Consider the following 23,619-nt stretch of genomic DNA (forward strand, 5'->3'; position numbering starts at 1 on the left):
ATTAATTTTTTAATGGCTGTATCGAATTGCTGACTGATGTTGTTCAATGTTTTTAACTCCCGTACTGGAGAAGCCCAAATGAGCAGTATGTTTAATATTCAAGCGCTAGTATCCGGCTATGGACAAAGCGAAGTGATTCACCAGCTTGATCTGAATGTGGCCAAAAATGAAATTATTGCCGTGATGGGGCGCAACGGCATGGGCAAAACCACGCTGTTTAAAACCCTGATGGGTGTGCTGCCAACCCGTGGCGGTGAAATTACCCTAGATGGCAAGCGCATTGAAAAAATGGATTCGTTTCAGCGTGTTAACAACGGCCTCGCCTATGTGCCACAAGGTCGCATGATTTTTTCCACCATGACCGTGCTGGAAAATATCCAGACTGGCCTGCCCGCTTCAGCACGCGGCAAAATACCGCAGGATTTGTATGAGCTGTTTCCGGTGCTGTACGACATGCGCAAGCGTAAAGGCGGCAATTTGTCGGGCGGTCAGCAGCAACAACTGGCGATTGCACGGGCCTTGGCGACCAATCCCAAAGTGCTGCTATTGGATGAACCTACCGAAGGCATTCAGCCATCGATCATCAAGGATATTGCCCGTTCGCTCAAGCAAATCCGTGATCAGCGCGACCTGACCATTGTGGTATCCGAGCAGGTACTGAGCTTTACCATGGATATTGCAGACCGTTTTTTTGTGATTGATAAAGGTCGGCTGGTGTATGAAAACACCCGGAATAATGTGGATGAGAAAACCATTAGCCAGTATTTGTCGGTTTAGAAGTTTATCGCGTTAACTGATAAAACATCATTCCAATTATTACTGTTTGATGGCCTATGCATCTTTTTTTGCATGGGCCTTTTTTATTTAAAATTTTTATATTAAACAAATAATTAATAATTTATTAAGCTGAAATTTATACGTCATCCAACGTATGTTGCATTGCCCTTTTTTATTCAACACTAAAGCCATCAGTACAGGACATGCCCAGCATCACTTAGCTCGTTTAACGCTGGTTTTGATTAAATCGTGCCTGTCCGATGCTGTGGAGTATTTACGCCTTTAGTGGCTTTGAAAGAAGGAATAAATCATGCGTCATGGCGATATTTCAAGCAGTCCCAGTACCGTGGGTGTGGCCGTAGTGAACTACCGCATTCCACGCCTACACACCAAAGCCGAAGTGCTGGACAATGCCAAAAAAATTGCTGACATGCTGATTGGCATGAAGCAGGGTTTGCCCGGTATGGATCTGGTGATTTTTCCCGAATACAGCACCATGGGCATCATGTATGACCAGACCGAAATGATGGATACCGCCGCCAGTATTCCCGGTGATGAAACCGCGATTTTCTCAGCGGCGTGCAAGCAGGCCAATGTGTGGGGGGTGTTTTCCATTACGGGCGAACGGCATGAACAGCATCCGCAAAAAGTACCGTACAACACCTTGGTGCTGATCAATAACGATGGTGAGATCGTACAAAAATACCGCAAGGTGATCCCGTGGTGCCCGATTGAAGGCTGGTGTCCGGGCGATCAAACCTATGTATCGGTTGGCCCCAAAGGTTTAAAAATTTCGCTGATTATTTGTGATGACGGCAACTATCCTGAAATCTGGCGCGACTGTGCCATGAAAGGTGCCGAGCTGATTGTACGCTGTCAGGGTTATATGTACCCCGCCAAGGAACAGCAGATCATGATGGCCAAAACCATGGCTTGGGCCAATAACTGCTACGTGGCCGTGGCCAATTGCACCGGATTTGATGGGGTTTACACCTACTTTGGACACTCCGCAATTGTCGGGTTTGATGGCCGCACGCTGGGCGAGTGTGGCGAAGAAGAAAACGGCATTCAGTACGCGCAACTCTCCATTCCTGAAATCCGGGACGCACGCAAATACGATCAGGCGCAAAACCATTTGTTCAAACTGCTGCACCGTGGCTATACCGGCGTGTACAACAATGGCGATGGCGACAAAGGCATTGCCACCTGCCCGTTTGACTTTTATCGTACTTGGGTGCTGGATGCCGAAAAAGCACAGGCCAACGTTGAAAGCTTTACCCGCTCGACCATCGGCGTGGCTGAATGTCCGATTGGCAACCTGCCACATGACGGACTGGAAAAAGAAGCCTAAACCGCTTGCTGCCAATTTGACGAGAAAAAGTGACGGGAACAGAGTGACGGAAAAGAGTAACCGGAAAGCGCCACACAAGACGGTCAAAGAATCAAGGTGAACGCAATGCCATTTATCAATGATGTGCTGGAACAAAACCGCGAGGTTAATGCGCAGCAGAATTATGCGCAAGCCGCCAGCCAACAGCGTTTGAGCACCTCACGTTTTGTGTTTGAACCAAAAGTGGTGATGCAGCATTTGCGCGCACGCATTATTGGACAAGAAGCCGCACTGGGCGAAATTGAAAACATGCTCAATGTGGTCAAGGCTGATTTTTCCAGCCTCGAGCGCCCGTTATCGGTCACGCTAATGCTGGGTTCAACTGGCGTGGGCAAAACCGAAACTGTACGGCTGATTAGTGAGGCAATTTATGGTCGGCCCGATGCATTTTGCCGTATTGATATGAATACGCTGGCGCAGGAACACTATGCCGCCGCGCTGACTGGGGCGCCTCCGGGTTATGTCGGTAGCAAGGAAGGCACCACGCTGTTTGATATTGAGGCGATACAGGGCAGTTTTAGCAAACCCGGCATTGTGCTGTTTGATGAGTTGGAAAAAGCCAGCACAGAGGTGATTCGTAGCCTGCTGAACGTACTGGATAGCGGCACGCTGACCTTGTCGTCTGGCAGCAAAACCATTGATTTTAAAAACAGCCTGATTTTCATGACCAGTAACGTCGGCGCACGTCAGGCACAAAGCGCGCTGAACTATTTTTCCAGACTGCCCAAACCAGCACAACGCCTGTGTGAACGCCTAGCTGAACAATGGGGCAAGTCACCCAAACACCAAGTTGAAAACGCACTGCATCAGCAATTTGATCCTGAATTTTTAAACCGGATTGACCGCATTTTGCATTATCAGCCAGTTGACCAGCATTGGCTGGATGCCCTGATTGATATCGAACTGGACAAACTCAATAGCCGCCTGCGCAAACAGGGTCGGCAGGTCAGCCTTGATGCCAGCACGCGGGCATTGCTGAGCCGTCAGCATCGCGTGCGCTTTGGAGCGCGTGATCTGGCGCGCAAATTTCGCACCCAACTGGAACCGGTACTGGCGCGTTTTATCCTTGAGCATCCCGAACAACAGCAACTGCATCTATGTGTCAAAAATCGGCAGCTATCCGTGATGGCACATCCGGTTGATTCATAAGATGAATTGACCTGATTGCGTCGTCTCTAAATTTTTAACTTGACCATTTATTTAAACCTTTTTACCGCCAAAGCCTTGGCAACCTGATCGTAAATGCAAGCCGCAACACCGCACACCGATCCAATCCATGTACTTAGTGAGGTCTTTACTATGCAACACATCAAAATTAAACCTGGGGTACCGCTAGCAGAGCAAGCCGAACTGGGGCACAACCGCTGGCATCCGGACATTCCATTTTTGACCACTGTTAAACCGGGTGAAGAAATCCTGCTGGAAAGTCTGGATTTTCTGGATGCGCAAATTCAGGATACGGACTCGGTCGACGATATTATCAATGTGGATTTAACCCGCGCCCATCCCTTAACTGGCCCGTTTTATGTCGAAGGCGCAGAAGCCGGTGATTTGCTGGTGATTGATTTGCTGGATATTAAACCCGTGACCCCGATTGGATTTTCTGGCGTATTTGCCAAAGAAAACGGCGGTGGTTTTCTGGCCGATTATTTTCCGGATGCCGACAAAGCCATTTGGGATTTAAAAGGCTTGTACGCTACTTCGCGACACATTCCGGGTGTACGCATTGCGGGTCTCACCCATCCGGGCTTAATGGGCTGCCTGCCGTCCATGGATTTGCTTAAGGAATGGAACCGCCGTGAAGGGTTGCTGGTGCCCAAAGGTCAGGCCAACCCGCCTGATCCACGGACTGCCGTATTGCGTGGGCTAAAAGGTGCCGAGTTTGACCGTATGGCGGCAGAAGCAGCACGCACCGTACCGCCACGGGAGCACGGCGGCAATACCGACATTAAGGATTTATCAGCCGGTTCGCGGATTTTCTTTCCGGTGTATGTGGATGGTGCGGGCTTTTCGATGGGCGATTTGCACTTTTCACAAGGCGATGGCGAAATTGGCTTTTGCGGCGCAATTGAAATGGACGGCGTGACCCGCGTAGGCTTTGACCTGATCAAGGGCGGCATGGCCAAGTACAACATCGACGCACCGATTTTTATTCCCAGTCCAGTCAAACCCAACTATGACGAATGGCTGACCTTTGAAGGCATCAGTGTTGAAAATGGCGTGAACTATTATCTGGATGCCAGCGTGGCTTACCGTCAGGCCTGCCTAAAAGCCATCAAATACTTGGAAAACTTTGGTTTTACGGGTAGTCAGGCCTACATGTTGCTTACTGCCGCTCCGGTTGAAGGCCGCATTGGTGGCATTGTGGATATTCCCAACTGTGCCTGTACGGTGTCCTTACCGACAGGTATTTTTGAGCAGGATATTTTGCCCAAAGGCATGCTTAACGATAAAAAATTCTGGGGACACGAGCGCTAGAAACAGCAGAATACTGTCCGAGAATACTGCCCTAGAACACCGTCCGCTTTGCCCAACCTCTCTTAATGAATCAGGGAGGTTAGACAGATCAATTTGAATTAAGGAATTTTGCCATGCCTTTATATGATATTCGCTGCCAGCATTGTGACGGCATTTTTGAAAAACGGCTTGCGATTGCTGCTATTTCAACTGACATTCCCTGTGAATATTGCCAGCAAGATACGCCCGCCAAACCGATGCTCACCGCGCATGTACAACTTAAAACCAACTACAAATGGCAGCCGCAAAGCAAAGCCGAACAACTGGCGGGTAAAGGCATTACTGGGCCGGGCACGGATAAAAATGCAGCACGTAATTCCGTGCTGCATAACTGCAAAGGCATGAATTGCAGCGTGTGCGGGCTTTAACCCTTTACTGCGCTTTATGCCAAGGTATGGTGCCAAGCAATACCACGGTTAAGTTGCTGTTTTAGCCAAATATTCCACCAACTCTAGCTTAGCCCGCTATCAACCGACCCGGCTGTAATGGCGCAATACCCTCCCGCGTGGCCACAAATTCCGGGCGCGGTGTTAAGCCCGCCAGCGGTTGCTGCAACTGGTTATGGATGCTGTTATACACAAAAAATGCATTACTGCGTGAATACGGGGTAATGTTGCTGTTTGACCCATGCATCAGGTTACAGTCAAAGAAAATCACGCTGCCGGCCTTGCCGGTACAGGAGTGAATGCCGCCAATATCCGCCAGATACTGCAACAGCATGGCATCAGGCACACCATATTCCTGTTTTTTGAGCGACTTTTTATAGTGTTCATCCGGTGTTTCACCCTGACAGGACACATAATGCTGGTGTGAACCGGGAATGACCAGTAACGGGCCATTATGCTCATCATTATCAGTCAGCAAAATGGAACAGCTCAGCGCACGCATACTGGGCATGCCATCTTCACTGTGCCAGGTTTCAAAATCCGAGTGCCAGTAAAATTCCTTGCCATGCAGGCCGGGCTTGTAATTAATGCGCGACTGATGCACATACACTTCGCTGCCCAGCAGTTCACGTGCCACATTCAGCACCCGTTCATCACGTACCAGACTGGCAAAAATCTCATTGAGGCGGTGAACATTAAAAATGGAACGCACTTGCTGGCTGCTGCGCTCGGTAATGGCTTCGGGGCGGCTTTGCTGCGCATAGTCGTGGCGCATGTCCTGCAAGTGATTCAGCAACAGGCTCACTTCATCGCTGTTAAACAGGTTATCAATCTGCAAAAACCCCTGATTCTGGTAACTTTGCCTTTGTCGCTCACTCAATTGCTGCACGGGTGGCTCGGCATATACCACCGGGTCCTGCCGGGCGACAATGGCCGCGCTGCTACTGGTGCGGGTTAAATAAGGATTATTCAGTTGCATAAAACCGTAGCTCCTGATGGTTGGTTGGGGCTGATGAATAGATAAATCACGGCGCTGGACACAGGCTTAAACCTGTGCCGCACGCATTTGTTCCGGTGTGGCATACACACCCTCTTCATCATGCACTTCAGTACCCACCAAGGGCGGATTAAAAGTACAGACCAGCTTGAGGTCAGCCGTAGTTGCCCGCAAATAATGATTATCGTGCTTGTTTAAGGCATACAGTGTGCCGGGTACAATTTTAAAAACCTCTCCGGTTTCAATGAGCTCTACCTCGCCCTCACCGGCGACGCAATATACGGCTTCCAGATGGTTCTTGTACCAGATATGGGTTTGGGTGCCCGCAAAAATGGTGGTTTCATGCATGGAAAAACCCATGCCATCTTCTTCCAGCAACAGGCGGCGGCTGGCCCAGGTTTCAGTTTGCACATCACGTGATGTATTTAAAATATCCTGTAAACGACAAACGATCATGCCCGGGCCTCCTGTAATGCAGCTTTGGGATTTTTAGGGGTTAATGGCAGTTCTGCGGTTTGTTCATGCTGTTGCACCACGCTGGCAATGGCTTTTGACAGCAGGCCCAGTCCTTTTTCCAGTTGTTCCACTTCAATAGTTAGCGGTGGTAGCAGCTTGACTACTTCACCCTGACTGCCTGAGGTTTCAATAATCAGGCCCAGCTCAAACGCCTTGCTGGTTACTTCATCGGCCCATGCCGGATTGGTAAAGACCAGCCCCTGCATCAGGCCACGGCCACGCTGTTTCAGGCCAGCCTGTGGATACTGCGCCACCATATCCAGCAAGTGCTTTTTAACCAGTTCGGCTTTTTGGGCAATCTGTTGCGCAAAGCAATCATCTTTCCAGAAGTGATGAATGGCCGAGGTCGCAGTCACAAAAGCCAGATTATTGCCCCGGAAGGTGCCATTGTGCTGGCCCGGTTTCCAGATATCGAGTTCTGGTTTCATCAGTACCAGCGACATGGGCAGGCCAAAACCGGACAATGACTTGGACAGCGTCACAATATCCGGCTTAATGCCAGCCCGCTCAAAGCTAAAAAATGTGCCCGTACGGCCACAGCCGGCCTGAATGTCATCCACAATCAGCAGGATTTCAAAACGTTCACACAAGGCAGACAGGCGCTTGAGCCAGTTCAGGCTGGCGGTATTCAAGCCACCTTCGCCCTGTACACACTCCACAATAATAGCGGCTGGCAAGTCGACGCCGCTACTGCGGTCAGCCAGCAGTTTTTCCAGCATGGCAATGGTGTCCACGTCTTCACCAAAATAACCAGCATAGGCAGCATGGTGAACATCGGACAGGTTCACCCCGGCTGCTTCACGGAACTTCTGATTGCCAGTTAACGCTAGCGAACCCAGACTGACCCCATGAAAGCCATTGGTAAATGCAATCACATTGTTGCGGCCGGTATTATTACGCGCCAGCTTAAGGGCGGCTTCAACCGCATTGGTGCCGGTTGGGCCAGTAAACTGGATTTTATAATTCAGTTGGCGCGGCTTTAAAATATGCTGCTCAAAAGCCTGCATAAATTCTTTTTTGGCTAGCGTGGCCATGTCCAGCCCATGCACCACGCCATCATCGAGCATGTATTCAATCACGCTTTTTTTCAGGATCGGGTGATTATGGCCATAGTTCAGTGAACCGGCACCAGCCAGAAAATCAATATAGTGCTGGCCAGCTTCATTGACCAGCAGGGCATTTTTGGCAGAACAAAATACCGTGGGAAACGAACGTACATAGCCCCGCACTTCGGACTCAAGGCGATTAAAAATATTCATACAGTTACTCCATCAGGTTTTTTTAAAAATTTGGTTAAGATGACACATACAGCTCACTGCTTTAACTCACAGCATTTCTGCTATTGAAAAATGGCGTTTCAGCAGGCCGTTGCCATGACTGTTGTATCGCTGCTCTTCCATAGCCGTTACCATGGGCCAATGCGATACAAATCCTCGGCTTCATGTGCGGGTGGGCATAGTTCCTGTGGTGGCAAGCCCTGTTCTGGCAAGCTGGTTTCTGGCAGGACCACAGCCTGTAATTCTTCACTGGACAATAGCGGCCGTTGCTGGCAGGCCACCTGATGGCGCTGGGCAAACCGACCAAACAAGCGCTGCGATGCCGCATTACCGGGGGAAATAGTAGTTTCCAGAAATTGCAGGTTCTGCTGTTGCAGGCAATAGCGGGCCACATGGTCCAGTAAGGCTGAACCAAGGCCGCTGCCCTGCTGATTGGGTGCAATGGCAATTTGCCACAAAAAATAAGTGTCCGGCTGGGATGGTTTTACATAGCCGGTCACCGCTCCGCATAACTGTCCATCGCGGACAGCCACAAAACAGGTGGAGGTATGATGCAAGGCCAGTAAGGCATAGGCATACAACGAATTGACATCCAGCGGCGGACAGGCACAAACCAGCGCATGCAGGGCACGGGCATCTTCCCGTTTTAGCGGGCGGATCTGTACAGTGGCTGGTTCCGGCTGTGGCGCCGGATCATGCTGTCCAGACGCTATGCCGCACGTGTCATGCTGGCGTGCCGCACTGGACGGCAATGTAGAGACTGATGTTTCCACTCTATTTCCTTGTCTTGGCATGGCCGCAACCACATTGGCAGCACCATGGATGGATATAAAGTGGAATCAGGAATGTCAGGCAAACAAGGTCTATAACAAACAATAAAACAAATGCGCAGCGTGGTAAAAACTGGCGTGACCGATAGGTTTACGGCCTACCGGATGCTAAATACCCGGTGTGGGCACCTTGGCTTCCAGTAACTCGGTAAAGCGCTCCAGTGTCACCATCAGGGTAGCGCGCTCCTCGGCTGACAGCATTTGCAGCGCCAGCGAAAACCCTTCCGGCAAAGCAGACGGCGACAGCGACAGCAGCTCACGGCCCTTGTCAGTCAAATGCACATACACCTGACGCCGGTCCTGAGTGGCACGGGCACGCTGTACCAGCCCTTTTTCCTCAAGCCGGTCAACAATACCTACCACCGTACTGGGACTCAAATAAATAGCCTTGCCAATGGCTGACTGGGTGCAAGCGCCCATCTCGGCAATCGTTAGCAAGGCCACCAGTTGCGGCGTAGTCACCTGATAAAGCTGTACCAGCCGTTTTGAATACAGCTCAACACACTGCTCAATCCGGCGTACACTTTGTAAAATGCGGACAGCATCATTCATTTTGGGCAATACAGAAAAAAGAGAACCTCATCATTTTACGCCGATTGCCCGTGGCTGTCCTCTGGTTTCAGTGTATCTCTACCAAATGGCTCACCCTGAAATCGCAAGGCTATCGCCAGTGACTACTCGCCCATATCCACAAAATATTTGTCTTAAAATCAATTGCATGATGCAGGATAAAATCCATAAAACTGCATCAAAGCCAGTTTGCCTGTGTACTCATCCTGACCCCATTGAAGTTGCCAAAGTATAGACAGGCATTAATTACATATCAAATTAGTTCAATAAGATTAGTTTGATTTGAAACTAATTACAAAAGTTTATCCCTAATAAAGTCCTTAAAAATCAAGAGACTATTTTCTAATGTTTTTTTGTGTAAATTTTTGGCAAAACTAGGAGAAATAGCATAGGACGCAATAACCTTACAGTTACAAAAATTGGCCTAATTGACAGGTTTTTCTGGCATATTTGGTCAATACAGGGTATCTATTGTCAAAATTGCACGGTGGTTTGTGGTCATAATAGCAGGCCATACCCTACGGACTGACACAGGGATTCTTTCAGGGTAATTGATATAAAGCCCTGAGCATAATCATAAAGATATAAAGGAAATAGTAAATGCTTGGGCAACAGGTCAACTTGCAGGCGCTTGTCGATACCCACTGGGATGTGGTGGTAATTGGCGGTGGCATTACCGGGGCAGGTATCTTTCTGGAAAGCGCCCGGCGCGGATTAAAAGTACTGCTGCTGGAACAACAGGATTTTTCATGGGGCACCTCAAGCCGGTCTTCCAAAATGGTGCATGGCGGCTTGCGCTATATTGCACAGGGCGATATTCCGCTCACCCATCATTCACTACAGGAACGCGAACGCCTGCTAAAGGAATTGCCGGATCTGGTAGTACGCATGTCGTATTTTTTCCCCATCCGCAAAGGGCAGTTTCCGGGCCGCCTGTCCATGCAAATGGTGATGATTGCCTATGATGCGCTGGCCAGTATCAAAGACCATGAATGGCTGGAAGCCGATGCAGTCCAAAGCCTGTTTCCCGCCTTAAATGGCCAGCAACTCAAGGGCGCCTTACGCTACACCGATGCCCTCACCGATGACAGCCGTCTGGTTATTCGTGTGCTTCAGGAAGGCTGCCTTGAAGGCGGCACAGCGCGTAACTACAGCAAGGTGACCGGCATTGAACAGCAGCAAGACGGACAAATGCAGCTACAGGTGAGTAATACCACGCACCCAAACCATGCCCAGCAAACTTGTCGGATTACGGCTCAACACGTATTTAATGCTACGGGTCTATGGGCTGACCAGTTATCCAGTACAGCACCACGCATTCGTCCGCAACGCGGCAGTCACCTGTTTATTGCCAGAGATCGCCTGCCTATTGATAGCTGCCTGACCCTGCTGCATCCGGATGACAAGCGCTATGTATTTGTATATCCGTGGAAAGGCGAAACCTGTGTTGGTACCACTGATCTGGATCATCGCTTTGATATTCATGAAGAAGCCTTTTGCACCGAACAGGAAGTCGATTACCTGCTCAAGCTGGTGAATCATGAGTTTCCGGGTGTAAACCTTGAGCGCCGGGATATTCATTCCACCATGGCCGGGGTAAGGCCCATTATTGCCTCAGGTGCAGGACGCGACCCCTCCAAGGAACGACGTACCCATCTGGTCTGGCAATCCAATGGCATTGTTTCCGTCTCTGGTGGCAAGCTCACCACCTTCCGGCAAATCGCCCTTGATGCCTTGGCAACCGCTGGCATTATTGATGCAGCCACCCATAAGTCCTTATTAAAAGGCAAAACAGGACGCTGTTTTAATCATTCGCTACAAACGCCAAAAACGCTGGACCAGCCTCTGGCAGGCATTGCCTCGGGGCTGGAACTGGACCAACAGGTGCGCTGGATTTTACAGCATGAAATGGTTCAGCATCTGGATGACCTAATGCTCCGGCGCTTACGTGCAGGCAATTTGCTGCCCAATGCAGGAACTAGTCTGCTGGCGCAGCTCAAGCCGTTGTGTCAGGAGTTGTTACACTGGAATGAACAGCAGTGGCAGCAGGAAGTCAGCCGCTATCAGGCCATTTGCCAGCGCTACTACCAGCCACAGCCTGCCGAGGCACAAGCATTTATTGCCCCGCAAGCCATTGCAGGCCTAAGCTCTTTATGACGATTGCTGGCACTACCCTTCTGGCGCTTACCTAAAAACAACTACGGTGAGCACATTTTGGCATTGCCTGAGCAGATCATGTACTCATGAAAGCAGCTGATGAACGATGGGATTTTAGCGTAAACAGTTTTAGCCTCAAGCGAGCTCATAAAATCCCAACCCATGATTTGTGCTTTGCAGCTTGTCTGTTTTTTGGCACACTGCGATTATCCTTTTAGTCATCAGCTGTACCCTATTATGCACTCAAATCCGCACTCAAATCTGCAATTAAGTAATCTGGAAAGTTTGCCCGGCCATCGTATTGTCAAGCAACTGGATGTGGTCTATGGCAGTACGGTACGCAGCAAACATGCAGGCCGCGATATTCTGGCTGGCCTTAAAAATATTGTGGGTGGAGAGCTGACTGCCTATACCGAATTGCTGGAAGAATCACGGCAGGAAGCCATTAGCCGCATGACAGAAAAAGCGCGCCTGCTGGGTGCCAATGCCATTGTGGGCATTCGTTTTTCTACCTCCAGCATTGCACAGGGTGCAGCCGAGCTGTTTGTGTATGGCACCGCAGTGATTGCCGAACCTGAACATATGCCGCCATTTCCAAGTATTTAATAGCAGATTACCGCATGGAATTTTTAATCAAGCTGGTTATCTTTGTTTGCCTGTTTTGCATTGGCTGGTATTTTGGCCGCCGTGCTGAACACAAGCACCTGCAGGAACTACTGGTGGCCGAAGCAGCCCTAAGCCATATCCGGCTAGGCAGTCGCCGTTTTGAAACGCGACAACAGCCCGGCCAGTTAATTACCGCCAATGTCGTTATTTCACATGATTACTTTAAATGGGTCTGGTCGCAGATTCACAATTTTTTTGGTGGCCGGCTCACCACCTATGAAAGCCTGCTGGATCGTGCCCGGCGTGAAGCCATTGTAAGGCTCAAGCAGCAGGCACAAAAAGTGGGTGCAGTAGAAATTCTGGCTTTACGGCTGGTCACCACTGAAATTGGCGAAAACGGTGGCATGGTAGAAGTACTGGCTTATGGCACAGCCATTGTTTCTAGCCAGAAACCACAGGCAGCGCCATGGCCGCCGGTTCCTTAAAGTATAGGATTGAATTATTTTGAGATTCAACAGTTAAGATATGCTGTCGGAATGATGATAAATACCTGCATATTGCCCATACCATTCTACAAATTTTTCAGGGGGCAATGGCTTGGCGATCAGATAACCTTGCGCCATGTCACAGCCCAGTGTGGCCAGAAACTGGTAAATTTGCTTGTTTTCTACGCCTTCAGCAATGGCCTTTAAGCCCAGATTATGGGCCAGCACCACTGCTGCTTCCATAATATAAACAGCACCTTGATCTTCCGGCAGGCGGCGCACAAATGACTGGTCAATCTTAAGCACAGAAATGGGCAACTGATGCAGGTATTGCAGCGATGAATAGCCCGTGCCAAAGTCATCAATGGAAATCACAATGTTGAGTCTGGTCAAGCGCTTAAGCTCATCAATCGTGTGCTCTACATCCACCATCAACGAGCCTTCGGTAATTTCCAGCTCCAGCAGTTCACCCGACAAATCATACTGGTTCAATAACCGCACCACCAGATCGGTAAAACCCGGCTGTAGCAGGTTTCGGGTTGAGATATTGACTGAAATAGACACATCAATCCCGGATTTTTGCCATACGGACAGTTGCCGGATGGCCTCCTCCAGCACAAATTCGGTAATTACATCAATCAAGGTACTTTGCTCGGCACGCGGTATAAACTTGACGGGCGGAATCATGCCACGGCTCGGGTGTTCCCAGCGAATCAGTGCCTCTGCCCCATAAATTTTACCGGTATCAATTTCTACTTTGGGCTGGTAATGCAGCGCCAGTTGACCCATTTTCAAGGCATGTTTGAGCTGGCCCAGCAGGCTGATGTTTTCTTCAGTGGCCATCTTGATGGCCGGGTTATAGGCCACCATATTGCGTGAGGTTTGCTTGGCCACAATCAATGCAGCCTCTGCCATGTTGATACAGTCCTCAGGCAATTCCTCAGGCTGGCTAAAAATAAAATAGCCAATACGAGTATCAATATGAATCTTCACGCTGTTGTATTCAACGGGTTCGCGTGAATCTTCCAGCAAGTTCGCCAGTAAGGGATCAACTTCGCCATAGCTCACCCGGAACAGCAGGGAAATCTGGCCCAGGTCAGTATGAAAAATCTTTACCTCGGTGCATAGCCTGGAAAAGCGATCCGCAAGCTGCAAAATGGTTTGTTCTACCACGCTGGAACCAAAGGCCGATTTTAGCTCTATTTCATTTTCGCAGCACACCACTACCAGCAAAAAGGTACGTGCCTCATCGCCCGTGATATCATATTGTTCCAGTGTTTTAATCAGCGCATGCCGGTTGGGCAAATTGGTGAGCGTGTTGTGCTGTAGTAGCCATTTTAAACGCCGCTGATAAGATCGGGCACTATCACTGGTCAGGCCTGCCAAAAAGCCAATCAGGGTAAATACACTCAGCCGGAACAGCCAGTTACCGGCACTATGGGCATTGCCGCCAATAAGCTCATGCGGCATGAATGGCCCAAGCATAAAACCGGCAACCAGACCTGTCAGGACGCCTCCCCGAAAACCAAATACAAAGCCAGCCAGCAACACCGGAATATACATGGCATGCGAATAGCCCAGCTTAACGCCACCCGTATTGCTAAAAAGAAAAGTAATACCAATCATTAGCACAATAATTAAAGGTAACGTGACTCTTTCCACCATCTGCCGGTGTTCGTCAATCCAGATCAGAAATATTCCCTTTTTCATGCGCCCTTCCCTAGACTTTTGGCCTGATCGTGCGTGCCTGTATGTGACTACGGCCTAATCTTTACTCTAAATGCATTTTTTTAAACGATCAGCTATTTATCAAATTTAAGTTTCTAAATTTTATACGCTTTCCAGTAAATTTATACAAGTCGTTCTACTACAACTGTTTTGCTAATTTTTGTGTCAAAGATATGAATACCTGCATTGCTGGCAGGTTTAATGCTAACCATTCTCGCCAGAATAATTGGCACTTCTTGTCATTGCCCAATTAGCACAACCTACTACACTCATTGCCATTGTTAAATCACTGATTAAGGACATGGCAATGAGCGAAGCCTACATTTTTGATGCCATTCGCACCCCTCGTGGTAAAGGAAAAAAAGACGGCAGCCTGCATGAAGTCAAGCCGATTACCCTGCTGACGACCCTGATGCATGCGCTGGAACAACGCAACAATCTGGACACCAGCAAAGTTGAAGATGTGGTACTGGGCTGTGTAACGCCAATTGCCGACCAGGGCGGCGACATTGCCAAAACTGCGGCCATTGCTGCGGGCTGGTCTGACAATGTATCTGGTGTACAAATCAACCGTTTTTGTGCCTCTGGTTTAGAAGCCGTTAACCTTGCCGCCATGAAAGTACGTTCCGGCTGGGAAGACTTGGTGGTGGCGGGTGGTGTTGAATCCATGTCGCGTATTGCGATGGGTTCGGATGGCGGCCCTTGGGCACTGGATCCGGAAACCAACCTGAAAGCCGGTTTTGTACCACAGGGCGTTGGTGCTGACCTGATTGCCACACTGGATGGCTACACCCGTGGCGACGTGGATGAATTTGCAGCCAACTCGCAAGCCAAGGCAGCCGCTGCCCAAAAAGCAGGTTATTTTGACAAGTCTATCGTTGCTGTGAAAGACGGTGCTGGCGTGACCATTCTGGACAAGGATGAATTTATCCGTGAAGGCACCACAGCAGAAAGCCTGCAACGCTTAAGCCCCAGCTTTGAAATGATGGGCAATATGGGTTTTGATGCCGTTGCCCTGCAAAAATATCCCGAAGCGCAAAAAGTAAACCATGTGCATCATGCTGGTAACTCATCCGGGATTGTGGACGGTGCTGCACTGGTTCTGATTGGCTCCGAAAAAGCGGCCAAGGAATACAACCTCAAGCCACGTGCCAAGATTATTGCCACGGCACTGGTGGGTACTGATCCTACCATCATGCTGACTGGCCCTGCCCCGGCTGCACGAAAGGCACTGGAAAAAGCCGGTTTAACCATTGATGACATTGATTTGTTTGAAGTGAATGAAGCCTTTGCGGCGGTTGTCATGCGTTTTATCAATGAACTGAACGTGCCAGCAGAAAAAGTTAATGTGAATGGCGGCGCGATTGCCATGGGTCACCCACTGGGCGCAACCGGTGCGATGATTCTGGGCACCTTGCTGGATGAACTGGAACGTCAGGACAAAAAACGCGGTTTGGCCACGTTGTGTGTGGGCGGCGGTATGGGTATTGCTACCATTATTGAGCGGGTTTAGGGAACAGGTTAAGGAGTAAAATAATGAGCGCTATCAAGTACCAGAAAGATCAGGATAACATTGTTACCTTAACACTCGATTCAAGCGGCCAGTCTGCCAACACCATGAATGCCGAGTTTCGTGACAGCCTAAAAGACGTGGCCACCAAATTAAAAGCAGAAACTGATCTGGCAGGGGTCATCATCGCTTCTGCTAAAAAAACCTTTTTCGCAGGTGGTGACTTAAATGAGCTGATTCAGGTTAAACATGAAAATGCCACTGAATTCTTTCAGCAGATTCAGGAGCTTAAGGCCCACATGCGTACCATTGAAACGCTAGGCAAGCCTGTGGTTGCTGCGTTAAATGGCACGGCACTGGGCGGTGGCTGGGAAATTGCACTGGCCACCCATCGCAGGATTGCCTTAAATGACCCAAAAACCAAATTTGGCCTGCCAGAAGTGACCTTGGGCTTGCTGCCGGGTGGCGGTGGCATTGTTCGCATGGTTCGTTTTCTGGGCCTGCAAAATGCATTTCCGTACCTAATGGAAGGCAAGCAGTTTGATGTGAAAACTGCGGTTTCTTTAGGGTTAGTGCACGATACCGCCGACAGCATGGATGAGGTGCTGGACAAAGCCCGCGCTTGGATTAAAGCCAACCCCAAGTCCCAGCAGCCTTTTGATGTCAAAGGCTACAAGATTCCCGGTGGCGATCCACGCACGCCAGCCGTGGCTCAGGTACTGGCCATTGCACCTGCCATGCTGCGTGACAAAACCAAGGGTTGCTACCCTGCGCCAGAAGCCATTATGAGTGCAGCAGTTGAAGGCGCTCAGGTGGATGTCGATACCGCACTACGCATTGAAACCCGTTATTTCAACAAGCTCACCACCGGACAAGTGGCCAAGAACATGATTGGTACTTTCTGGTTTGGCCTGAACTCGATCAAGGCTGGCGGAAGCCGTCCACAGGGTATTGCACCGTGGCAAGCCAAGAAAGTGGCGGTACTGGGTGCTGGCATGATGGGCAGCGGTATTGCCTATTCATGTGCGATTAAGGGCATTCAGGTGGTGCTCAAAGATGTATCACAGGAAGCGGCAGACAAAGGCAAAAGCTACAGCCAGAAATTGCTGGAAAAACGCGTTTCCCGTGGCCGCATGACTGCTGAGAAAAAAGACCAGATTCTTAGCCTGATCACCGCCTCTGCTGACTATAACGACCTTGCCGGTTGTGACCTGATTATTGAAGCGGTGTTCGAAAATCAGGAGCTTAAAGCAACAGTGACTCAGGAAGCCGAAAAGCATCTGGTTGAAGGTGGTATTTTTGCCTCCAACACCTCCACCTTGCCGATTAGCGAACTTGCCAAAGCCAGCCGTGATGAAAGCCACTTTATTGGTCTGCACTTCTTTAGCCCGGTTGACAAGATGCAACTGGTTGAAATCATCAAGGGTAAAAACACCAGCGCTGAAACACTGGCGCGTGCCTACGACTTTGTACAGCAAATTGCCAAAACCCCGATTGTAGTAAACGACAGCCGTGGCTTCTTTACCAGCCGTGTGTTTGGTACCTTTATTCAGGAAGGCATGCGTCTGGTGACTGAAGGCGTACACCCAGCCAAAGTTGAAATGGCAGCGCTCAAAGCCGGTATGCCGGTTGGCCCACTGGCTATTCAGGATGAAGTCAGCTTAAGCTTGACTGAACACATCACCAAGGAAACCCGCAAAGCGCTGCAAGCCGAAGGTCAAAACCTGCCGGAATCACCAGTGGAAGGGCTGGTTGAGTGGATGATTCATTCTGAAAACCGCAAGGGTAAAGCAGCAGGTGCCGGTTTTTATGAATACCCACAGGGTGGCAAGAAGCATCTGTGGGATGGCCTGTCCAAATGGCAAAAAACCAATGACATTAACGAGCAGGAAATGATTGACCGCATCCTGTTTGTGCAAGCGCTGGACACTGTGCGCTGTATGCAGGAAGGGGTGCTGGAGTCGGTGGTTGATGCCAATATTGGCTCCATCTTTGGCATTGGCTTTGCACCTTGGACTGGGGGAGCGATTCAGTTCCTCAACCAATATGGTCTGGACAAAGCCGTACAGCGTGCTCAGCAACTTGAGGCCAAATATGGCGAGCGCTTTGCTGTTCCGCAACTGCTACGTGACAAAGCACAAAAAGGTGAACTGTTCCAGTAATAGCTCATCCGGCAGCTTACGGAAAAAGGCGCCTCGTGCGCCTTTTTTCTGCACTGCTTTTTTTAAGCACAACTGATGCTGTTTTATCAGCCATGAAAAACCTATACTCCATATCACATAAACCCATGAGGTAACGTCATGTCACAGCAACCGCTTAAACAGCCCTCGCGCCAAGAAGAAGAGCTACCTATGAAGGCAGTGTATTTTATTATTTCAGTTGGGGCTATTTTCGCGCTGATTTTTATGAGCTTTTTATATTTCTCAACGCATTAATGGTTATTAATTTATTCTAGCTTGTGGTAATCCTTGCTTAAACATAAATAATTAATCAAGTTTTCTAATTTTTAGTACGATGGGTTGATAGACAAATATGCCCATATGCCAAACTATTTATTGCTGTCTTTGGTTACTATAGCAGTTAGATCCTGCTGTCTTGTCTACTACTTATCTTTTGCACAATTGACTTAAGAATTGTCACCTAAAAAAGAACTATAAAGTTACTGATATCAGGAGATTATCTAATTTACAGGAACAATTGATTCGAGGATTTTATGCATTCCTACAAAAACTATTTCACTGCTCTCTCGCTTTGTAGCAGTGTAATCCTGTTGACTGCTTGTGGTGGAAGTAGCAGCACCAATACCAGTAATGAAACTACAAACCCCGACATTAAGCCTCAGCCCTTTCAGTCCAGCTTTAGTAGCACATTAATAGTTGAGGAAAAATCTACGAATGCCTCAAAGAAATATGAGATTCAAAGCAAATCAACCAATGAAAAAGACAGCGTGCTTGCCTACAGTGTCATTACCGAGCTTGGCAATACACTGCAAAACTCTACAGATCAAGGTGATATCCAAAATCCTCGATTAAATCAAATGATGCGCTTTGCGCTCGGTGAAAATAGCAATACTTTCAACCTTGATATTCAATATAATCCGCTCCTAAAAAAAGTAACGTTTTTACCTTAACTAAAAACGATATAAATTCTGATAATACTCAGCAAACCTTTAGTTGTAGACAGGAAGATTCTAGATTCAATGATCAATGCTCTGGTTCAACCGTTTATTATGATCCTGCTACTGGCACGGCAGATATTAGTTTTACTCAGACTGTCCTAAAATCCAATAATTCATCTAATAACTTATTAATACTTAATGGAAAGCTTAAAGGCACTCTCTCGATTGCGCCGCAGACACTACAAGATATTCCAAAGACAAGCCATGGCTCAGTGACCATAGACGGAAAAACCCATCAGATTATAGCTGCGGTTAATAGTCCGGAGCAGATTATTGGGTCCAGAATTTTTAATACAGGTATTTCTGTTTTAACCGACAATGATATTAATATGGCCTTTAGCAAGGATAATAATGGTCTTTACAGCCAGTATATAGATAGTAGTAAATACTTTTTAATTGCTCGACCGGCCGATACGCAAAATTTAAGGTTTACAGATTTACAGTCAGGCAGTCAATTTACCTTACTACCGACTCTATTCAATTTTTTTGGTTTTGGTAATGAACCTAAGCCAGCATCACTTATGATTAGTGCCTCAGTGGAAGCTTTAAAGCCAAAACAAGTATTAACGCTTCAACCGACACCATCAAGCTTGCCCGCAGCAGATCAGAATAACCCTTGGTATTCAGACAACTCGTATTTTAATCGCAGCAATATCCCTACTGACTTCAACGTGAGCGTGATCAATCACAATATCGTCACGATAGAAAGTCAGGACATTACCGCAACGATCCAAGATAAAAAACTAAAGTCTATTCAACTCCATACGCTATTACCTGATTATACTTCTAGTAGCTTAACCCGCTTAATTGTAATTGACTATCAGTGCGGTGAGGCAAACTCACCATGTAAAGGCGTTCAGGTTGAGCCGAATGGATTTGGTGTAAAATTTAATAATACTGTTCTTATAAACTCTAGCGCATCTAGCAATGCCAGTGATAATCCGTTGCCTTCAACCATTACATTAAATGGCGGGTTAGTCTATTTAGGTCGTTAACTACCTCCATTAAAAAGCACGCTCAACTCAGCGTGCTTTTTATTATCTAATTTAATCGTCCTTTACGCCCAGCAACTCTTCCAGACTCTGCTGTTCAATGCCATAAAACTGCTTAAGTTCTTGTACTTTCTGCAACACCTCGGCCTGTTTTTTAGCATTCTGCGGTTTTTTTACCGCCAGAATCATTTTGTTCTTGCTTGTATGCTCCAGCGCAACAAACTCAAAAACCTTGGTGTCGTAACCATGGGCTTCCAGTAATAAGGCACGCATACTGTCTGTGAGCATTTCGGCCTGCTGCCCCAGATGCACGCCATATTGCAGCATGGGTTGCAACAACGTTGGCATTTTAAGTTGTGGGCGAATTTCCTTATGGCAGCATGGCGCGCACATGATTACTGCCGCATTTAAGCGAATACCAGTATGCAGGGCATAATCGGTGGCGATATCACAGGCATGCAAGGCAATCATCACATCAATTCCACTCGAATGCGGCTCTCGACTTTTTGCGGCGCGCTGTGCCTCAGGATCAAAGCTACGCACATCACCCTGATAAAATGTGATGCCTTGTGCGTCGACTGCCTGAGTTACTTTATTGCAAAACTGCACCAGTTCATCACGTAGCTCTACCCCAGTGACCTCTGCGGTTTTATGCAATTGCTGCACAATATAATCATGCACGGCAAAAGTGAGATAGCCCTTGCCTGAGCCAAAATCTACCACTGAAATACCATCCTGCTGCCCGAGCTGAGCCTGTGCTACGGCATTGGCAAAAATTTCTACAAACTTGTTAATTTGCTTCCACTTGCGTGACATGGCTGGAATAATCTGGCCCTGCTGGTCGGTAACTCCCAGTTGCTGCAAGAATGGCCGCGATTGCTCCACATAGCGCTGTTTGGTGCGGTTATGTTGTTGGGTAGCACTATTGGGCAGTGCTGAGGCGGTGGCCGTTGTCAGCGCCTGTTGCTGACTAGCTGGCGGGCCATTAAAAGAAGAACGACCAGCCTGTTGCAATAACATCTGTGATAAAAGCGGCTTGCCTTTTTTGCTAATCATTAGTTGGTATTCATGGCTGGCATCTTTAACATTTACTTGCTTAAAGCCAGCATTCAGTTGCTGGGCGATTTCAGCCAGTGCGTCATTTAATAAAAAGTTTTTGGTAATGTCGCGGGTCTGGTAACGATATACAAAGCTCAGCATGGGCTGGTTTTTCAGACTGACTGAGCGAATCTGGATTTTTTCCAGCCCGGTCTCATGTCCCTTATATTTGCTTAAAATAATTTTTTCCAGTTGTTCAGCCACAAAAGCAGTGCGGATGACCTGCTGTAACTGATGAACGCTGTCCGATGACGAAACATGTTGTGGCTGGTCAGACATGGCAATACTCAGTTTTACAATAACGGAAAACAGATATGATAAAACATCCCATTGATGCGTGCTAAAAATGGCTTTAAATTTATGTTAATGTGGTACAAAACAGGTTTTAAATGACATGAATTCTTCAAATCCCATGGTGCCTTACAATAGTCAAGAAGAACGCATCAATGCCCTGACCCACGCGCTGGGTGCTGTACTGGCCTTACTTGCCGGTATTTTTTTACTCAAAAAAGGCCTTGGCTCCCTCACTGGTGCCCAAAGTGCCGGACTGGTCATTTACAGCATCAGCATGGTGGTACTTTTTCTGGCCTCAACCTTGTATCACAGTATTCAATCGCCCAAGGCGCGTACCTTTTTAAAGCAGCTTGATCATAGTGCCATTTACCTGCTGATTGCAGGCACCTATACCCCATTTTTAATGATCAGCCTTGAGGGCTTTAAGGCTGACCTGCTGTTATGGATTTTATGGGGCATGGCAGCACTGGGTATTATTTTTAAACTGTTTTTTATTCACCAGTTTCCCAAAATTTCACTTACAGCTTATCTGGTTATGGGCTGGCTGGCGCTTTTTGTCCTGCCGGATATTTATCATGCCCTACCTCCAGCAGGATTTTTCTGGCTGGTGGCTGGCGGTGTCAGTTATACGCTGGGAACCATTTTCTATGCCGCCAAAAAGTATCCCTATACCCATGCCATCTGGCACGTGTTTGTGCTGATGGGTGCCGCCTGTCATTGCTGGGCCATTTATTCGTATGTACTGCCTTAAAGTATGCATCACTGTTTAATTTTTTCTTAATAAAAACAGACTCCCTTTGTTTAAACCGGATTAAACACTGCTATCAACCACTGGTATCTCAACCCGGCTAGTGGCAATATTAGCCGCTTGATAAATTGTGTCTTTTTTAATCAGAGTAAATGGGTCTGCCATTGGCCATTTGATTAAAAATTATTTTTTCTGCACACCCGGGATAGATGATGAGTAATGTTGCTGTGGCAGCGCCTGCCAAAACCAATTCTAAAGCAACGGTACTGTTTGCCAGTCTAATTGGTACGACCATTGAATTTTTTGATTTTTATATTTATGCCACAGCAGCAGTGCTGGTATTTCCCCAGTTGTTTTTTCCCAGTAGCGATGCCAGCTCGGCTATTTTGCAATCCTTGGCCACCTTCGCCATTGCCTTTTTTGCACGGCCTGTAGGCTCTGCCCTGTTTGGGCATTTTGGTGACCGCATTGGTCGTAAAGCCACACTGGTGGCAGCTTTGCTCACCATGGGAGTTTCAACTGTTGCCATTGGCTTGCTGCCCACCTATGCACAAATTGGTGTGGTTGCCCCTTTATTACTGGCACTATGCCGTTTTGGGCAAGGTCTGGGCTTGGGTGGTGAATGGGGCGGTGCTGTATTACTGGCCACAGAAAACGCCCCGCCGGGCAAGCGGGCATGGTATGGCATGTTCCCACAACTGGGCGCACCCATTGGCTTTTTAATGGCTGGCGGTTCATTCCTGTTGCTGGGTGAATTCTTAAGCGAAGCCGACTTTTTTGCCTGGGGCTGGCGCGTGCCTTTTCTGGCCAGTACGGTGCTGGTATTGGTCGGCCTGTTTGTACGCCTGAAAATCCATGAAACCCCGGTGTTTCAGGCTACGCTGGACAAGCATGAACAGGTAAAAGTCCCCATGATTACCGTGTTTAAAGACCATGGTAAAATGCTGTTCTTGGGTACCTGCATTGCGCTGGCAACCTTTGTGCTGTTTTATCTGGTCACTGTCTTTGCCCTGACTTGGGGTACCACCAGCCTCGGTTATAGTCGCGAACATTTCCTGATTTTGCAGCTCATTGCCATTTTGTTTTTTGCAGCCTTTATTCCGGTTTCTGCACTGCTGGCAGACCGTCATGGCCGTAAAATTACCTTAAGTATTATTTCACTGGCCATTGCCGTATTTGGCCTGTTTATGGCGCCCTTACTCAATAGCGGCACCGATACTGGGGTTCTGGCTTTTTTATGTATTGGCTTGGCATTGATGGGCCTGACCTACGGCCCGATTGGCACCATCCTGTCAGAGTTATTTCCCACCAATGTGCGCTATACCGGGGCTTCGCTGACTTTTAATCTGGCCGGAATTTTTGGGGCTTCACTTGCCCCCTATATTGCCATGTGGCTGGCCAAGACTTACAGCCTTCAGGCCGTTGGTTATTATCTGGCTGCTGCTGCCCTGATTACATTGCTGGCAGTTCTGGTGACGCATGAAACAAAAAATCAGCAATTGGACAATTAAACACAGCGCTAATCGTCGGTTTTTTCATGTAGTTTTAAATGAAGTCAGCTAA

22 protein-coding genes are annotated in these 23,619 nt (G+C 48.2%); 15 read left to right on the top strand and 7 right to left on the bottom strand.

What is annotated here, in order from left to right:
* Window positions 1–87: 87 nt before the first annotated feature.
* The 5 genes from urtE to BKE30_RS02555 all read left to right on the top strand — a co-directional run bounded on the left by urtE (window position 88) and on the right by BKE30_RS02555 (window position 5,052).
* A complete protein-coding gene (gene urtE / locus BKE30_RS02535; RefSeq protein WP_076877201.1) occupies window positions 88–777 on the top strand; it encodes an urea ABC transporter ATP-binding subunit UrtE in 690 nt (229 codons plus the stop codon).
* 310 nt (window positions 778–1,087) lie between these two features.
* The gene (locus BKE30_RS02540; protein ID WP_076877109.1) at window positions 1,088–2,128 is read left to right on the top strand and encodes an aliphatic amidase; all 1,041 of its coding nucleotides are present in this window, start codon (window positions 1,088–1,090) and stop codon (window positions 2,126–2,128) included.
* Window positions 2,129–2,233: 105 nt separating this feature from the next.
* Window positions 2,234–3,316 (top strand): AAA family ATPase, encoded by a 1,083-nt coding sequence (locus BKE30_RS02545; protein ID WP_076877110.1) that lies wholly within the window; start codon window positions 2,234–2,236, stop codon window positions 3,314–3,316.
* 150 nt (window positions 3,317–3,466) lie between these two features.
* Window positions 3,467–4,645: a formamidase gene (gene fmdA / locus BKE30_RS02550; protein WP_076877202.1), complete on the top strand. Its 1,179-nt coding sequence runs from the start codon at window positions 3,467–3,469 to the stop codon at window positions 4,643–4,645.
* Window positions 4,646–4,758: 113 nt separating this feature from the next.
* Entirely contained in the window at window positions 4,759–5,052 is a 294-nt protein-coding gene (locus tag BKE30_RS02555; protein WP_076877111.1) for an FmdB family zinc ribbon protein, read from the top strand.
* A gap of 88 nt (window positions 5,053–5,140) precedes the next feature.
* On the opposite strand, the gene thpD is transcribed toward BKE30_RS02555, so the two are convergent.
* The 5 genes from thpD to BKE30_RS02580 all read right to left on the bottom strand — a co-directional run bounded on the left by thpD (window position 5,141) and on the right by BKE30_RS02580 (window position 9,242).
* The gene (gene thpD / locus BKE30_RS02560) at window positions 5,141–6,049 is read right to left on the bottom strand and encodes an ectoine hydroxylase (RefSeq protein WP_076877112.1); all 909 of its coding nucleotides are present in this window, start codon (window positions 6,047–6,049) and stop codon (window positions 5,141–5,143) included.
* Between the two features lie 66 nt (window positions 6,050–6,115).
* Window positions 6,116–6,523, bottom strand: coding sequence for an ectoine synthase (locus BKE30_RS02565; protein ID WP_076877113.1), 408 nt, complete (start codon window positions 6,521–6,523; stop codon window positions 6,116–6,118).
* Complete coding sequence (gene ectB, locus BKE30_RS02570; protein ID WP_076877114.1) at window positions 6,520–7,842, bottom strand: diaminobutyrate--2-oxoglutarate transaminase; 1,323 nt, start codon at window positions 7,840–7,842, stop codon at window positions 6,520–6,522. The genes BKE30_RS02565 and ectB overlap by 4 nt, the downstream gene beginning before the upstream one ends.
* Window positions 7,843–7,988: 146 nt before the next feature.
* Window positions 7,989–8,633: a diaminobutyrate acetyltransferase gene (ectA, locus tag BKE30_RS02575; protein ID WP_158073147.1), complete on the bottom strand. Its 645-nt coding sequence runs from the start codon at window positions 8,631–8,633 to the stop codon at window positions 7,989–7,991.
* A 165-nt stretch (window positions 8,634–8,798) separates the two neighbouring features.
* Window positions 8,799–9,242 (bottom strand): MarR family winged helix-turn-helix transcriptional regulator, encoded by a 444-nt coding sequence (locus BKE30_RS02580; protein ID WP_076877116.1) that lies wholly within the window; start codon window positions 9,240–9,242, stop codon window positions 8,799–8,801.
* Window positions 9,243–9,860: 618 nt separating this feature from the next.
* Between BKE30_RS02580 and BKE30_RS02585 the strand changes: the two genes are divergently transcribed.
* From BKE30_RS02585 to BKE30_RS02595, 3 genes are all read left to right on the top strand, one after another.
* Complete coding sequence (locus BKE30_RS02585) at window positions 9,861–11,417, top strand: glycerol-3-phosphate dehydrogenase/oxidase (protein WP_076877117.1); 1,557 nt, start codon at window positions 9,861–9,863, stop codon at window positions 11,415–11,417.
* A 261-nt stretch (window positions 11,418–11,678) separates the two neighbouring features.
* The gene (locus BKE30_RS02590; RefSeq protein ID WP_076877203.1) at window positions 11,679–12,023 is read left to right on the top strand and encodes a YbjQ family protein; all 345 of its coding nucleotides are present in this window, start codon (window positions 11,679–11,681) and stop codon (window positions 12,021–12,023) included.
* Between the two features lie 14 nt (window positions 12,024–12,037).
* On the top strand, window positions 12,038–12,508 hold the full coding sequence (locus tag BKE30_RS02595) for a YbjQ family protein (RefSeq protein WP_076877118.1): 471 nt from the start codon (window positions 12,038–12,040) through the stop codon (window positions 12,506–12,508).
* Between the two features lie 33 nt (window positions 12,509–12,541).
* On the opposite strand, the gene BKE30_RS02600 is transcribed toward BKE30_RS02595, so the two are convergent.
* Window positions 12,542–14,218 carry a putative bifunctional diguanylate cyclase/phosphodiesterase gene (locus tag BKE30_RS02600; RefSeq protein WP_076877119.1) on the bottom strand — a complete coding sequence of 559 codons (1,677 nt, stop codon included), beginning with the start codon at window positions 14,216–14,218 and terminating at the stop codon, window positions 12,542–12,544.
* Between the two features lie 325 nt (window positions 14,219–14,543).
* Here BKE30_RS02600 and BKE30_RS02605 point away from each other — a divergent pair, with 325 nt between their 5' ends.
* From BKE30_RS02605 to BKE30_RS02620, 5 genes are all read left to right on the top strand, one after another.
* Window positions 14,544–15,749 (top strand): acetyl-CoA C-acetyltransferase, encoded by a 1,206-nt coding sequence (locus tag BKE30_RS02605; RefSeq protein WP_076877204.1) that lies wholly within the window; start codon window positions 14,544–14,546, stop codon window positions 15,747–15,749.
* A gap of 23 nt (window positions 15,750–15,772) precedes the next feature.
* On the top strand, window positions 15,773–17,908 hold the full coding sequence (locus BKE30_RS02610) for a 3-hydroxyacyl-CoA dehydrogenase NAD-binding domain-containing protein (RefSeq protein ID WP_076877120.1): 2,136 nt from the start codon (window positions 15,773–15,775) through the stop codon (window positions 17,906–17,908).
* A gap of 138 nt (window positions 17,909–18,046) precedes the next feature.
* Window positions 18,047–18,181 carry a hypothetical protein gene (locus tag BKE30_RS16455; RefSeq protein ID WP_264754281.1) on the top strand — a complete coding sequence of 45 codons (135 nt, stop codon included), beginning with the start codon at window positions 18,047–18,049 and terminating at the stop codon, window positions 18,179–18,181.
* 278 nt (window positions 18,182–18,459) lie between these two features.
* Window positions 18,460–18,876 carry a hypothetical protein gene (locus tag BKE30_RS02615; protein WP_076877121.1) on the top strand — a complete coding sequence of 139 codons (417 nt, stop codon included), beginning with the start codon at window positions 18,460–18,462 and terminating at the stop codon, window positions 18,874–18,876.
* Between the two features lie 260 nt (window positions 18,877–19,136).
* Window positions 19,137–19,919 carry a hypothetical protein gene (locus BKE30_RS02620; protein ID WP_076877122.1) on the top strand — a complete coding sequence of 261 codons (783 nt, stop codon included), beginning with the start codon at window positions 19,137–19,139 and terminating at the stop codon, window positions 19,917–19,919.
* A 51-nt stretch (window positions 19,920–19,970) separates the two neighbouring features.
* On the opposite strand, the gene BKE30_RS02625 is transcribed toward BKE30_RS02620, so the two are convergent.
* Window positions 19,971–21,293 (bottom strand): class I SAM-dependent methyltransferase, encoded by a 1,323-nt coding sequence (locus tag BKE30_RS02625; RefSeq protein WP_143253629.1) that lies wholly within the window; start codon window positions 21,291–21,293, stop codon window positions 19,971–19,973.
* A 115-nt stretch (window positions 21,294–21,408) separates the two neighbouring features.
* Between BKE30_RS02625 and trhA the strand changes: the two genes are divergently transcribed.
* A complete protein-coding gene (trhA, locus tag BKE30_RS02630; RefSeq protein WP_076877124.1) occupies window positions 21,409–22,059 on the top strand; it encodes a PAQR family membrane homeostasis protein TrhA in 651 nt (216 codons plus the stop codon).
* Window positions 22,060–22,265: 206 nt separating this feature from the next.
* Complete coding sequence (locus tag BKE30_RS02635; RefSeq protein ID WP_076877125.1) at window positions 22,266–23,567, top strand: MFS transporter; 1,302 nt, start codon at window positions 22,266–22,268, stop codon at window positions 23,565–23,567.
* Window positions 23,568–23,619: the final 52 nt, after the last annotated feature.

It is taken from the genome of Alkanindiges hydrocarboniclasticus (genome assembly GCF_001982605.1).
In the GTDB taxonomy this organism is placed as follows: domain Bacteria; phylum Pseudomonadota; class Gammaproteobacteria; order Pseudomonadales; family Moraxellaceae; genus Alkanindiges; species Alkanindiges hydrocarboniclasticus.

What these genes read in the sequence shown, in the direction of transcription:
- urtE (WP_076877201.1), top strand. Translation starts at nt 88, where the DNA reads ATGTTTAATATTCAAGCGCTAGTATCCGGCTATGGACAAAGCGAAGTG.
- BKE30_RS02540 (WP_076877109.1), top strand. Translation starts at nt 1,088, where the DNA reads ATGCGTCATGGCGATATTTCAAGCAGTCCCAGTACCGTGGGTGTGGCC.
- BKE30_RS02545 (WP_076877110.1), top strand. Translation starts at nt 2,234, where the DNA reads ATGCCATTTATCAATGATGTGCTGGAACAAAACCGCGAGGTTAATGCG.
- fmdA (WP_076877202.1), top strand. Translation starts at nt 3,467, where the DNA reads ATGCAACACATCAAAATTAAACCTGGGGTACCGCTAGCAGAGCAAGCC.
- BKE30_RS02555 (WP_076877111.1), top strand. Translation starts at nt 4,759, where the DNA reads ATGCCTTTATATGATATTCGCTGCCAGCATTGTGACGGCATTTTTGAA.
- thpD (WP_076877112.1), bottom strand. Translation starts at nt 6,049, where the DNA reads ATGCAACTGAATAATCCTTATTTAACCCGCACCAGTAGCAGCGCGGCC.
- BKE30_RS02565 (WP_076877113.1), bottom strand. Translation starts at nt 6,523, where the DNA reads ATGATCGTTTGTCGTTTACAGGATATTTTAAATACATCACGTGATGTG.
- ectB (WP_076877114.1), bottom strand. Translation starts at nt 7,842, where the DNA reads ATGAATATTTTTAATCGCCTTGAGTCCGAAGTGCGGGGCTATGTACGT.
- BKE30_RS02580 (WP_076877116.1), bottom strand. Translation starts at nt 9,242, where the DNA reads ATGAATGATGCTGTCCGCATTTTACAAAGTGTACGCCGGATTGAGCAG.
- BKE30_RS02585 (WP_076877117.1), top strand. Translation starts at nt 9,861, where the DNA reads ATGCTTGGGCAACAGGTCAACTTGCAGGCGCTTGTCGATACCCACTGG.
- BKE30_RS02595 (WP_076877118.1), top strand. Translation starts at nt 12,038, where the DNA reads ATGGAATTTTTAATCAAGCTGGTTATCTTTGTTTGCCTGTTTTGCATT.
- BKE30_RS02600 (WP_076877119.1), bottom strand. Translation starts at nt 14,218, where the DNA reads ATGAAAAAGGGAATATTTCTGATCTGGATTGACGAACACCGGCAGATG.
- BKE30_RS02605 (WP_076877204.1), top strand. Translation starts at nt 14,544, where the DNA reads ATGAGCGAAGCCTACATTTTTGATGCCATTCGCACCCCTCGTGGTAAA.
- BKE30_RS02610 (WP_076877120.1), top strand. Translation starts at nt 15,773, where the DNA reads ATGAGCGCTATCAAGTACCAGAAAGATCAGGATAACATTGTTACCTTA.
- BKE30_RS16455 (WP_264754281.1), top strand. Translation starts at nt 18,047, where the DNA reads ATGTCACAGCAACCGCTTAAACAGCCCTCGCGCCAAGAAGAAGAGCTA.
- BKE30_RS02615 (WP_076877121.1), top strand. Translation starts at nt 18,460, where the DNA reads ATGCATTCCTACAAAAACTATTTCACTGCTCTCTCGCTTTGTAGCAGT.
- BKE30_RS02625 (WP_143253629.1), bottom strand. Translation starts at nt 21,293, where the DNA reads ATGTCTGACCAGCCACAACATGTTTCGTCATCGGACAGCGTTCATCAG.
- trhA (WP_076877124.1), top strand. Translation starts at nt 21,409, where the DNA reads ATGAATTCTTCAAATCCCATGGTGCCTTACAATAGTCAAGAAGAACGC.
- BKE30_RS02635 (WP_076877125.1), top strand. Translation starts at nt 22,266, where the DNA reads ATGATGAGTAATGTTGCTGTGGCAGCGCCTGCCAAAACCAATTCTAAA.